The organism is Photobacterium sp. DNB22_13_2 (assembly GCF_052873915.1).
In genome coordinates this window covers 185,116-197,585 of the sequence record NZ_JBNNXU010000003.1, presented here as the reverse complement: position 1 = coordinate 197,585, position 12,470 = coordinate 185,116, and the positions used below count along the sequence as shown (strand labels likewise).

The following is a 12,470-nucleotide window of genomic DNA, read 5'->3' as shown; positions in this document are numbered from 1 at the left end:
GAGACACCATGCATCAACCAAAAGCCATGCAGCGGATCATCGATGTGTACTTCTGTGACCCAGCTAGGACTGAAGCGGTCAAGGCCGGGACACAGGTGTTGGTACAAGATGGTTACAACGACAAACTGTATTGGGTGAAAAAGGGTGAGTTGTCTGGTTACCTCAAGAACGACGCTGATGTGACGGCAAAAGTGTTTAGGGTCGAGCAAGGGATGTTCTTCGGGGTTCATAGCTTCTTTGCCCAAACATTGATGGCGTCGACAACGGTTGTGGCGGAAAAAGACAGCGAAATCGCGTGGATTGATCTCAAAACCCAACCAGTTGAACCTACAACGTTTGGTTCTCTGGCCGAGCAGTTTATGCCCGTCATGGTCCATGAACTGGCCCAGCGGCAAATGATGACTGGACTGCAGGCGATCGAAAAAGAAAAGGCACTGCAAAAGCTCTATGCGGCTGAGCAGATGACGACTTTGGGTCAACTCGCTGCTGGTATCGCCCATGAGCTCAATAATGCGGTCGGGGTCTTGAGCAGTAAAACTGAAGGGTTACAGCACGGCATTTGCCGCTTTCTGGAAGAGAACAAACCGGAAGTCAGTCCGTTTCTTGATCTTGGTATTTGCGATGGTCAGGCTGTGACTTCGGCACAGGCCCGCAAACGCGCTAAACAGCTACAGCAAGATCTTGGTCTTGAAAGGGAGCCGGCCAGACAGCTTGCTCGTGCGGTGCCAGACGGTGAAGTACCAGCTTACTGGCTCGAGAATCTCGATGAGGCCATACAGTATTGGGATATCGGACGTGATCTGCACGATATGCGGCTGGCCTCGAAACATGCCGCCAGTATTGTCCGCTCGGTGAAGCAGCTTGGTGGGACAGACAATGCACGCCAGCCTGAGGTTGATGTTAACGATACAATCCACAAGTCACTGGCTTTGCTACAAAGTAATTTAAGGCGGGTCAATGTGGTCTTGCGCCCGGCAGTACTGCCGACCATTACCGCCAGTACCACTGAGCTGGTGCAGGTGTGGGTCAATATTATCAAGAATGCGTGTGATGCCATGGAGCATACCGGTGAGCCGCATATCGAGATCATAACGCGGCATTCTAAAAACCGTTTGTTGATCACGATTAGCAACAACGGGCCGATGATCGATGAAGCGACACGGCGCAAAGTATTTCAACCTAACTTTACAACCAAAAAAGGTGGGTTGTCGTTCGGATTAGGGCTGGGCCTTTCGATAGTACAACGGATCGTCAACAGTTATGGTGGCACCATTGCACTGAAGAGTGACCCGGAAAAAACGAAATTTCGTATTAAATTGCCAATCGCGTAAGGGAATGGTTCATGGAAAAACTAAACATTATCTGTGTAGATGATCAAAGGGAAGTACTCAGCGCTGTATTGAAAGATTTGTCACCGTTGAATGATTTCTTCCATGTTGAAGATTGTGAGTCAGCGGACGAAGCACTTGAATTGATGGACGAACTGGATGCCGAAGGCGAGTTCATTGCGTTGGTGATCTCAGATCATGTGATGCCGGGTAAAACTGGTGTAGAGCTTCTGACAGAGATCTCGCAGGATGCCCGTTTTCACAAAACCAAGAAGGTCTTGCTGACCGGTCAGGCAACACACCAAGACACGATCGTGGCGATTAACCGCGCTCGTATCGAAAGCTATTTCGAAAAGCCTTGGAAAGCCGATAGCTTGCTGACGACAGCACGCAGCCTTATCACCGAATATATCTTTGATATGGGGATGGATTACCAGCCATGGATGGAGATCCTTGATAATGGTGTAGTTTTCAGGCGTTTGAGTTAAGGACGTAAATAAAACAAAAAAGCAGGCACAGCCTGCTTTTTTGTATATGAAATTCTTGTCTAGGCAGCCACAATATTATTTCTAACCAAACCACGCTTGATGTTCCGGCACATTTTGCCAAAGCGAGAAATGTCGTCGAAATCCGGCGAATCGCCTCGCTCTAATGAACACTCCCAGTAAGAAACCTCAGATTCCAACATTTCCATCAGTTTTTTGGGGCAACCGATGCAACTGTTATCAGGGCCACAGACAAAAGTATCTGAATCATAAAGTGGCAGCTCAAGCTTAACTTGCTCGATTATCTGTAGCATTGCCGTGCGGCGATCGGGTTTACGGGACATAGTGAGCATTCATTAGGAGTAAGGAGCGTGATTATAAAGTGCTTGTAGTAATTGTCTATGACTCAAAAGAGGAGATTTTAGTAGGTTTAAACGTTGAACTGCATTTTGAATCTTGACCTTAGACTTAGCTCCAAGGTTTATAGTTATAGACATGGTAAGCAAACCATAGATAACAAAAACAAGGAGAAGGCCATGTGTGCCCAATGCAATAATAAGAAGTTACATGTTCATTCTGTGAAAGCGGCCAGCGTAGGCCAGTCTTCGGTTGTGGTTGAAAACAGCAGCCCCGATTCGTGCTGCACATCAGGCAGTTGCCAATCAACGTCAACGCAAGCCTCATCAATTTCGCAAGAATCGGAACTATCGTCGGGTGATGACGATCCTGCTTCCGGTGCCTCTCCAGGATTTTCAGTTAATAAAATCACTTCCGCAGAGGTAGCGGCTGAATCGTCGTGTTGTAGCTCTGGTGGCTGTAGCAGTCCAGCGAGCGAAGAAAATACGACCGATGATGTTCCTCCTGCCCCTCATAGTACAACGTTAAGTTGGAAAGTCGGCGGTATGGACTGTCCAAGTTGCGCCAGTAAATTAGAAAAGGCCATTAATGGTCTTGATGGTGTTGCTTCCGCGAAAGTGATGTTTGCCACTGAAAAGTTGGTCGTCAATTGTCAATCTGCTGCAATATCGGACGATATTGTAGCTAAAAGCCGAGAAACGGGGTTCCCGCTTTATACCGCTGGTGGCGCATCAGAAGAAGATAAGCCTGCAAGCTTACTCAAGGAAAACCTGCCTGTTCTGATGATTGCGGCGATGATGCTGATTTCATTTTTAGTTAGCAGGCAGTCTGAAACCATGGGGTTAGCGGCATTTACGGCAACCACGCTGGTAGGGTTACTGCCCATCGCACGCAAGGCCATCAGGCTGGCAAAAAGTGGGTCACCATTTTCTATCGAGACCCTAATGAGTGTGGCTGCCATTGGTGCTCTGTATTTGGGTGAAACCGCAGAGGCGGCCATGGTGCTGCTGTTATTCCTTATCGGTGAGCAATTGGAAGGCTATGCCTCAGCAAAAGCGCGCAGTGGGGTGAAATCGCTGATGGCCTTGGTGCCGGAAACAGCTAGCCGTATTTTGCCCGATGGGAGCAAAGAGCAAGTGTCGGCCAGTGAGCTTCAACAGGGTGATGTCATCGAAGTGGCACCGGGTGGTCGTTTGCCCGCGGATGTAGAGCTATTGGATACGGCGGCTAGTTTTGATGAAAGTGCATTAACCGGCGAATCCGTACCGGTTGAACGCTTGCCTGGTGAGCAGGTAATGGCGGGCGCTCTGGTGGCAGATAAAGTGGTGCGCCTGCGTATAATTTCAGAGCAGGGCGCGAATGCCATTGATCGTATTTTGCACCTGATCGAGGATGCGGAGTCGCGCAAAGCGCCACTTGAGCGTTTTGTGGATCGGTTTAGCCGTTGGTATACCCCTGCCATGATCGTGTTGGCGACTTTGGTCGTCGTTATCCCACCGATGTTATTCGGGCAAAACTGGGACGAATGGTTGTACAAAGGCTTAACCCTACTCTTGATTGCTTGCCCATGTGCTCTGGTTATTTCGATTCCGGCGGCGATTACATCTGGCTTGGCAGCGGCAACGCGCCGTGGTGCCTTGATTAAAGGCGGTGCAGCGCTTGAACAGTTAGGAAGAATCGACACCGTTGCTTTTGATAAAACCGGTACCCTGACTGAGGGTAAACCTGTGATGACAGATATTGTCAGCTGGGATGGTGATGAAGTGCGCTTATTGCGTCAGTCAGCAGCGGTAGAGACGGGCTCTGCCCACCCGTTGGCACAGGCTGTGGTCAATGCTGCCAAAGAACGTGGCTTGTTAGTTGAAGAAGCACAAGAACGACAAGCGTTACCTGGACGTGGTATTCAGGGGAATATCGAAGGTGACACTTTGATGCTGGTAGCCGCAAATCGCTTGCCTGAAAGTGTCGTGCTAACAGCGCAGCAGTCAGAGCAAGCTTATGGCCTAGAGGGAGAAGGGAAGACCTTGGTGGTTGCGCTTCGGAACTTGCAGCCAGTAGGGCTCATTGCTTGGCGTGATAACTTGCGTGCAGACAGTGCCAAAGCGGTACAGAAGCTCAAAGAAATGGGGATCCACTCGGTGATGCTAACGGGTGATAACCCGCGAGCTGCAGCCGCAATTGCTGGCGAAATCGGTATAGCGTTTGAAGCAGGCTTGTTACCGGAAGACAAGGTACAGCATGTAGAGTTGGCCAACCAGCGTACCAATGTCGCTATGGTCGGAGACGGTATTAACGATGCGCCTGCAATGAAAACGGCATCGATTGGTATTGCGATGGGCGGTGGTACCGATGTGGCACTGGAAACTGCCGATGCAGCGTTGACTCATAACCGGGTCGCTGAACTACCTATGATGATCGCGCTGTCGAAAGCTACCTTGGCCAACATCAAACAGAATGTATTCTTGGCACTGGGGTTGAAAGGGGTTTTCTTGATTACCACTTTGCTGGGTATGACAGGCTTGTGGGTTGCGGTATTGGCCGATAGCGGAGCAACGGCATTAGTCACCCTTAATGCACTGCGTCTGTTGAAGTTCAACTACAAGGAATAGATTGACTTGGAATGATTCGCCCAAAATTGGTGCAACACTTCAATGTGATGCACCAATTTTGACTGGAAGTGGTCATGCTAAGTTTTTTATCATTTATCTCAGTGTGTTATCCCTATGATCCACTATCAAACCATAAAATACCAAATTGTTGAGTTTGGTATTTTTTTTGCATTTAAAACAATAGGATGATGTATATGGATGGATACAATGCAGCTCTCACAGCAAGAAAAGAACTGGCTCCCAATTTTTGGCCCTAATGGTAAGCTGGCGATGCGCAAAGCGTGTTGGCTAAACCGAGATAAGATCTCTTACCTTGAAGAGACATTCGACAGTATTTCGAATACGCGGGTAAGGCTGCTCCATACTTGGACAGAAACACAGTGGGACTTCCTGCAAGATGCGATGTTCTACCTCGCGACAAAACCCACACAAGAGCAGCCTAATGTTCTGGGTCAATTGCTAAAACGAAATAATGACTTTTCAGAACTATTTATTGTTAATGCCGACGGCATGATCACGGCAAGCAGTTTTCCCGCTCATGCTGGTCAAGTTCATCGCCAACAAGACGCATTGGCTCAAGGGCGTGAAAAGCAATTTCTGCATGGGCCGTATATCGATAAGCAGACGTTGGCACCGGGCCCTTCAAGTTCAAGTTTCCACGATGAAGTCACATTGATGTTCTATCAGCCGATAGAAGTGTCTGGCACTTTCATCGGTTGCCTATGTGGCCGCGTTCCGAATGATGTGCTGGGGGATCTGATCCAGCGAGAAGCCGGGCATATCTATAGTGAGTCGGGTGATAACTACATATTCATGGTTGATTCGAAGTTCGAACCGTCAATTCAGCCTGGCATTGCCCTTTCTCGTTCACGTTTTGAAGACAGCACGTTTTCTCATGGCGAGAACCTGAAATCGGGTATTGGAACTGATTGGGGGGCGGTCAAGATAGAGAAACATACCGAGTTTGAAATTGTATTCACCGATCCGGCGACCAAGAAGCTGCATCCAGGCGTCAGGGAGACAATTGCCAAAGGTGAAAACCTGTATGTTGAATATCCTGGTTATTCCGACTATCGCCATATTCCGGTGATAGGGAAGGGGGTGACATTCCAGCTTCGTGGCTCTCCCGACCGCTGGGGGATGATGTGCGAGGCCGATCTTGAAGAAGTCTACCGTCACCGTTCCCTTGCCAAGAAATTGAGTAATAAGTACTTACTGATTTGGTTGTTTACCGTTGTGCCTCCTTTATTTCTCGCGCACTTTCTGTCATTGAGGATCCCAGCTTTAGGCCTGATGATGGTCATGTCACTGCTGATTGGCTACGGCGTGTTCAAGTATATGGTCGCAATGCCTATGGTAAGGCAGCTTGAGCAAATGACAGGGGTGATAAAAACCATTGCGGAAGGTGATGGGGATCTAAAGCGCAGACTTGATAGCCAGCAATTTCATCCCGATGAGACGGGTGATTTAGGCCGATGGATTAACAGCTTCATTGATAACCTCGAGGGAGTGGTCGGCGGCATTATCTTTGCCTCCAGTGAAGTTGAACAGGTGAGTAATTCAATGCTGCGCCGCTGCAGTGTGGTGGATGATTGTACCGTTCAAACCTCTGGCTCTATCGACTCCCTGTTAACATTAACCCACCATCAGCAAGCTGAAATCCATAAAGCAGAGCAATCAGCGCAGCAGTTACAAGAATTGATGCAGAATATGGTCGATTCCGCACAAGAAGAGTATCAGCAAGCGGTAAGTAATACTCAAGAGATCAAAGATATCGTGAAAGCATCCGCAAATAGTGTGAATGATATCAACGATGAAATGAAGCATATAGAAGAGGTTGTGCGGTTGATTTCTGAAATTACTGAGCAAACAAACTTGCTTGCGCTGAATGCGGCAATAGAGGCAGCAAGAGCGGGTGAGCACGGGCGTGGGTTCTCTGTGGTGGCCGATGAAGTTAGAAACTTAGCGACGAAGACATCACAAGCGGCTAACCATATTGGAGATACGGTTAGTAAATTGCGGGTGCAATCTAAAACTGCCGTGGGCTATATGGAACAAGGGGTTCAAAATGTAGAGCAAAGCTCGTTAATCTTAGATGCTAGCCAGCGAAGTGACACGCTTCAACAGGCCGTAGAGTCAATGTTTAGCACTATTAACGTTATTGCATCTACCAGTGAACGTCATAGCTATACCGCGGAAAAAGCGCAGAGCAGTATGTCATCCTTGGAAGTGTCTTCACAGCAGTTGACGCGCCGAACCACTTTGGTCAAAAATTCAATTATTCGATTGCATCAATTAGTTGATCGTTTTGAAGTGTCTTCACAAGCTAGATAAAGTGATAAATTTACTGACGGGCATCTTTGGGTGTCTTTTTGCAGCCTAGTTGAAAGTGTTAACTGGCACGAAATAAACCAGTAAGTAGTTCGGAATTTCAACAGATGAAATCCATCACTGCAGGTTAGATGTACAGGCAATAAAGGTATCAAGGTGGATGTCGATAGTAGCAGTAGTAACCAGTGCAATAAACGGTATAAGCCAAGGAGAGACCGTATGCTTGAGTTAAAAATCCCCCCCTTATTGTTGTTTAATATCTTTGCTGCGGTGATTTTAGTCCCTGCAGGTTATCCTATCGCATTGAATACCTTGGGCTTCTTTACCGGTGCTTTATTACTGAGTGTAGCGGTCGGTATAGCGCTGGTCGCGACAATGACGTTCAAACAGGCTAAAACAACGGTCAACCCTTATAGCTTTGATAATGTGAATACCTTGGTGACTTCCGGTGTGTTTGGCTATTCAAGAAACCCAATGTATCTTGCGATGGCTATCGCCCTATTGGGTGTTGGGTTAATTGTAGGCTCTGCGGTAACGGCAGTGTTGGCCGTTATTGGGTTTGTTAGCTATCTCACGAAATTTCAAATCCTTCCAGAGGAGCGTTTGTTGGCTAACTTGTTTGGCTCGGAATATAGCCAGTACTGCCATCAGGTTCGGCGTTGGATATAGCAACCGGTATACGAATTTCTAAATATCTATTACCAAGGAGTGGTTAATGTTTGCGGTTATTTTCAGGGCGAAAGCCGGTATTCAGGATCCCCAGTATTCAGAAATGGTAGCTGTAATGCGTGAGCTGGCATTTGAAAAATATGGGTGTTTGGATTTTATTGCCGTAACAGAAGGCAAGCAGGAAATTGCCATCTCCTACTGGGAAACGGAAGCCGATATTCAGCGTTGGCACCAAGACAGCCAGCATGCAGTGGCCCAGCAGTTAGGCCGCGAGAAGTGGTATCAGTCATATACAGTACAAGTGGTTGAAGTGAAAAGGCAATATAGTTTCGATCGGGATAAGGTTTAATTTTATCTAATTGTTATTGACCTCATAAAGTGCGTAGCAGAAAAGGGTTATGTTTCTTTCTCATCTTTAATTGAGGCTAACAATGATGAAATCATCAAGAAACAAAAAAATCGCCATAATTTCAGCGCTCTTTTTTCTTATAGGACTCGCGACATTTAATGTGAGTGGACTCGGTATTGTTCCGATATTTATTATCGTGATCTCCTTTTTTACGTCGCTGATACATGGCTGGTTATACCTATCAGGTCAAAAGGATGTTGATGTTTTTACTGCTTATCAGGATGGCACCAAGACCAAAGCGAAGGCATTACATTCTGGTTTGAAGGGAAAGTCAGGAAAATAAAGATGCTATTGCTTCGTATACTGTCGTGCCGGTGGAACTGATTAAGCGGCAGGGATATATGCTGTTGATGCAAGCATCATATGAAATATCCCTGTATGCACTCGTGGTTACGAGCAAGAACCGCAACAAAAACCGGGTTCACCATGTTTCTTCGCTGGTTTAGTCTCTTCAGCCTGCTGAACTTCACTTGAAGCAGGATGCTCCACAAGTTTTTTATCTTCGGATTTCTCGTTGTCTTTCTTAAAAATCTTGGTAAATGAAATAGCCATTCGACTTCTCTCCTGATGCTGTTGGGTGATAACTTAACTAAGTTGTATTCTGAATGCATGTTATGATGAGTTTATCATGACTGTCAATGATCATTTAGGGAGAAAGCATGTTTGGCTTGTTACTTTCATTACACATTATTTCTGCAACTATTTGGACTGGTGGGCATATTGTGTTGTCGCTGGTGATCCTTCCGTCGGTGTTAAAAAATCGTAACCCACAGCAATTAACGGATTTTGAGCAGGTATATGAAAAAATCGGTATGCCTGCGTTAATCGTTCAGGTTGTAACGGGGTTAATGCTGGCTTATCGCATGTTGCCAGATATCACGCTGTGGTTTGATACCAGTATTCCACCGGCCCATGGAATCATGGCTAAGTTACTCTTGCTGGCAGCGACCGTACTCTTTGCGCTGGACGCAAGGTTCAGGGTGATCCCAAAACTGTCCCCCGCTAACTTATGGGATATGGCTTGGCATATTATTCCCGTGACAGTGATCTCGGTATTGTTTGTACTGGTCGGTGTCTCCTTCCGTGTTGGATGGTTGGTATGATAAGCAAATACAAAGGGTAGATAGAAACAAACAATTTCAGTGGGTTAGTTAAGATTAGGGCATCATGAATACAATGGACGTAATGCATGCTTATAACAAGTATGAAAGAAAAATCATAAAGCCGATAGACGGTACGGTGATTGCGACTGACAACGTCGTTAAATTTGTCGCAGATAATCCTGAGGGCAGCTATGTTTCCTTTTTCTCTGTGACAGAAGAAAATGCAAAATCTGTCATTGAGCGGGAGAAGGCTTATTTTATTGAGCACGGCCAATCGTTCGAGTGGAAAACATATTGTACCGATTCACCGCATAATATCGGTGAGCTATTGAAAAAAAGTGGCTTTATAGAACAAGAGCCCGAGTCATTTATGGCATTAGACCTCTCAACCGTATCTGAAAATAAGATTGATGAAAGCCTGTATGTTGAGGTCTTTGACGCCAAAGGGATCAGAGATGCTGTCAGCGTGCAGGAGCATGTATGGGGTGGGAATTATGATTGGCAATATACCCACCTGTTGAACATGAAAACCCAATCGCCCGATGATATTTCAATCTACGTGGTATATGACGACGGCAAGCCAGTGACTTCCGCTTGGATTGTATTCAATGGCAATAGCCCTTTTGCTGGGATTTGGGGCGGTAGTACCGTAGCAGCTTATAGAGGAAGAGGACATTATTCACTATTACTCAATAAGCGGATCAATGAGGCAAAAGCTCGAGGTAAGCAGTATCTGATTATCGATGCATCAGAGATGAGCCGGCCGATAGTCGAAAAGCGTGGTTTTGTCTTTATCTCCAAAACCACGCCTTACATTTTCCAAACCTAAACGGGGTTACCCTGCCGCTAGCCAGATCCCGACGCCCATCATCAGTGAGCCGGCGATGCGGTTGAGCATCTGTACATTGCCACGCTGTTGCAGAAACCGGCGTAATGTTCGACCACCGCTGGCATAAAGCAATAGGCAGCTGAATTCAGTGATTAGGATAATGGTGATCAGTACTGATAACTGCGGCACTAATGCTTTGTCAGTATTGATAAAAGGGGGCAGTAACGAAATCATAAACGCCCAGCCTTTAGGGTTGGCGATAGCGGTTACAAAGCCTTGAATCGCCAAACCGATTGGTGAGGTATCAACCTCATTATCAAGGTTATCAGGAATAGCCAGCTTGCCCCGAGAACGCCACATCTGAATGCCCAGCCAGAATAGATAGCCGCCACCGATATATTTTAGGAATAAGAACACGGCGGGGTAGTTGAGCATAATGGCTGCAACACCTATTACTGAGGCAATGGATACAAGCGCCACCCCGATAAGCTCTCCCCACATCATGGGCAAGCTTTTGCGAACCCCTATGGTCATACCTAGTGTCATCGATAAGGTCATACACATGCCAGGTGTCACTGAGACGAAAAAGAAAGTGGGAATAAAAACAGCCAATATGGCGAAGTCGATCATTAAATAACGTCCTTGCAGTTAACTATACTGACGGGGCAGTGTGGGAAATAGATAAAATAAGGGGCTATTATCGTTTAACTCAGTAATAAAAAATAGTGTGATAAGCCGCACGAGCAAACGATTTTTGGTGATCTGCGTCACTAATACTTGCAACGTGAAATTACTTCAATTTCTCTTAGTGTGATTGTGATCACTCAAAAGCTTTTTTTTATCGGCTATCGTAATTAAGTGTTCTACGAGCTCTTTTATGAGTATGTGTTTATACCCAAGTGACTTCAATATATTGATTAAGCTGTTAAAACAGCGTATTGAAATTATTTAGGTATAAACAAAACTAACCAGCCGCTGACCTCAAACTCCCTATCAGGCGGCAAAGATAGAAAGGATATGATTATGTCTGACAACGCAGTATTCCATTTGGGTGTGAACAAAGCGGACCTTAACGGTGCAGAACTAGCGATTATTCCTGGCGACCCTGCTCGTGTGGAAAAAATCGCTAACCTAATGGACAACCCAGAGTTTCTTGCAAGCTCTCGTGAATACACGGTGTACCGCGCGAAGTTAGATGGCAAATCTGTTGTTGTTTGTTCTACTGGTATCGGTGGTCCATCAACGTCTATCGCTGTTGAAGAATTGGCACAGTTGGGTGTACGTACTTTCCTTCGTGTTGGCACCACTGGTGCAATTCAGCCACATATCAACGTAGGTGATATGATTGTTTCAACAGGCTCTGTTCGCCTAGATGGCGCGAGTCTGCACTTTGCACCAATGGAATTCCCTGCAGTTGCTGACTTCGATGTAGCAACAGCAATGAAAGCGGCTTGTGTTGCCGATGGCGCTAAAGTTCACACTGGCGTGACAGCATCAAGCGATACTTTCTACCCAGGTCAAGAACGTTACGACACATTCTCAGGTCGCGTTGTTCGTCGTTTCCAGGGCTCAATGAAAGAATGGCAGGAAATGGGCGTGCTGAACTTCGAAATGGAATCAGCAACCTTGCTAACTATGTGTGCAAGTTCTGGTCTACGTGCGGGTTGTGTTGCCGGCGTTATTATCAACCGTACTCAGAAAGAAACACCAGATCACGCGACGTTGAAAGAAACAGAAGCGCGTTCAATCAAGGTTGTAGTTGAAGCTGCTCGCCGCATGCTTGCAGAGTAATAATTTAAATTACATAGCCAACTAATATAGAGAAGCCAGCTCAATAGAGCTGGCTTTTTTTATGTCCTTTTTACGGGAGGGCGGGAGCTGATGTGTAGATTGTCATCTATTGATGACTGCATAAATATACAGCCTGTATTTTGCTCGTACTGATTAGTGTTTTCGTTGTTTCCACTGTTACATAAGCAAGGTTGGCGTTACATTTGCAATGAAGTGTTGTTGAGATTGTTACCCGAATAAATAGTGCTTCGATTATTTATGATAATGAACAAGTAGTATTGTGTGATGTTAAGCTCAACCTTACCAGTATTGCCCAAACTGGAGCGTTTCTTTAGGTAACAAATAAACTGTTTTACCAACAGTGATCTGCTTTCAATAAAGTAAAAGTTAGTAAAATATTAACTGTGATATTGATTCCGTGTTTATGGTGCATTTGTGAATTATTTTTCAGTGGGTTACGGATGGTTATTCAAGTTTATGTGATTAATTGTTTTACTAAAAAAATTTACTGTGATGGCGATCTGTTTTACTTAAATCTTTACTCTTTATTATCCCTCTT

At 45.9% G+C, this 12,470-nt stretch carries 13 protein-coding genes; 10 read left to right on the top strand and 3 right to left on the bottom strand.

The window, feature by feature from the left end:
• Positions 1-8: 8 nt before the first annotated feature.
• Positions 9-1,331 carry an ATP-binding protein gene (locus ACVA58_RS06410; protein WP_446509614.1) on the top strand — a complete coding sequence of 441 codons (1,323 nt, stop codon included), beginning with the start codon at positions 9-11 and terminating at the stop codon, positions 1,329-1,331.
• An 11-nt stretch (positions 1,332-1,342) separates the two neighbouring features.
• Positions 1,343-1,816: a response regulator gene (locus tag ACVA58_RS06405; RefSeq protein ID WP_428652774.1), complete on the top strand. Its 474-nt coding sequence runs from the start codon at positions 1,343-1,345 to the stop codon at positions 1,814-1,816.
• Between the two features lie 59 nt (positions 1,817-1,875).
• Here ACVA58_RS06405 and ACVA58_RS06400 read toward each other — a convergent pair whose 3' ends face one another.
• Entirely contained in the window at positions 1,876-2,157 is a 282-nt protein-coding gene (locus tag ACVA58_RS06400; RefSeq protein ID WP_446509613.1) for a hypothetical protein, read from the bottom strand.
• Positions 2,158-2,349: 192 nt separating this feature from the next.
• On the opposite strand from ACVA58_RS06400, the gene ACVA58_RS06395 reads away from it, so the two are divergent.
• From ACVA58_RS06395 to ACVA58_RS06375, 5 genes are all read left to right on the top strand, one after another.
• Positions 2,350-4,779 (top strand): zinc/cadmium/mercury/lead-transporting ATPase, encoded by a 2,430-nt coding sequence (locus ACVA58_RS06395; protein WP_446509612.1) that lies wholly within the window; start codon positions 2,350-2,352, stop codon positions 4,777-4,779.
• Between the two features lie 207 nt (positions 4,780-4,986).
• Positions 4,987-7,113 (top strand): methyl-accepting chemotaxis protein, encoded by a 2,127-nt coding sequence (locus ACVA58_RS06390; RefSeq protein WP_446509800.1) that lies wholly within the window; start codon positions 4,987-4,989, stop codon positions 7,111-7,113.
• 216 nt (positions 7,114-7,329) lie between these two features.
• Positions 7,330-7,779, top strand: a complete 450-nt coding sequence (locus ACVA58_RS06385; RefSeq protein WP_446509611.1) for a methyltransferase family protein — start codon at positions 7,330-7,332, stop codon at positions 7,777-7,779.
• Between the two features lie 46 nt (positions 7,780-7,825).
• Entirely contained in the window at positions 7,826-8,128 is a 303-nt protein-coding gene (locus ACVA58_RS06380) for an antibiotic biosynthesis monooxygenase family protein (protein ID WP_446509610.1), read from the top strand.
• An 82-nt stretch (positions 8,129-8,210) separates the two neighbouring features.
• Positions 8,211-8,471 carry a hypothetical protein gene (locus ACVA58_RS06375; protein ID WP_446509609.1) on the top strand — a complete coding sequence of 87 codons (261 nt, stop codon included), beginning with the start codon at positions 8,211-8,213 and terminating at the stop codon, positions 8,469-8,471.
• A 107-nt stretch (positions 8,472-8,578) separates the two neighbouring features.
• Here ACVA58_RS06375 and ACVA58_RS06370 read toward each other — a convergent pair whose 3' ends face one another.
• Positions 8,579-8,740 carry a CCGSCS motif protein gene (locus ACVA58_RS06370; protein WP_446509608.1) on the bottom strand — a complete coding sequence of 54 codons (162 nt, stop codon included), beginning with the start codon at positions 8,738-8,740 and terminating at the stop codon, positions 8,579-8,581.
• A gap of 107 nt (positions 8,741-8,847) precedes the next feature.
• Here ACVA58_RS06370 and ACVA58_RS06365 point away from each other — a divergent pair, with 107 nt between their 5' ends.
• Positions 8,848-9,291, top strand: a complete 444-nt coding sequence (locus ACVA58_RS06365; RefSeq protein ID WP_446509607.1) for a CopD family protein — start codon at positions 8,848-8,850, stop codon at positions 9,289-9,291.
• 64 nt (positions 9,292-9,355) lie between these two features.
• The gene (locus ACVA58_RS06360) at positions 9,356-10,120 is read left to right on the top strand and encodes a GNAT family N-acetyltransferase (protein WP_446509606.1); all 765 of its coding nucleotides are present in this window, start codon (positions 9,356-9,358) and stop codon (positions 10,118-10,120) included.
• A gap of 6 nt (positions 10,121-10,126) precedes the next feature.
• Here ACVA58_RS06360 and ACVA58_RS06355 read toward each other — a convergent pair whose 3' ends face one another.
• A complete protein-coding gene (locus ACVA58_RS06355; RefSeq protein ID WP_446509605.1) occupies positions 10,127-10,750 on the bottom strand; it encodes a LysE family translocator in 624 nt (207 codons plus the stop codon).
• Between the two features lie 393 nt (positions 10,751-11,143).
• Here ACVA58_RS06355 and udp point away from each other — a divergent pair, with 393 nt between their 5' ends.
• On the top strand, positions 11,144-11,911 hold the full coding sequence (udp, locus tag ACVA58_RS06350) for a uridine phosphorylase (protein WP_107349594.1): 768 nt from the start codon (positions 11,144-11,146) through the stop codon (positions 11,909-11,911).
• The last annotated feature ends 559 nt before the right edge of the window (positions 11,912-12,470 follow it).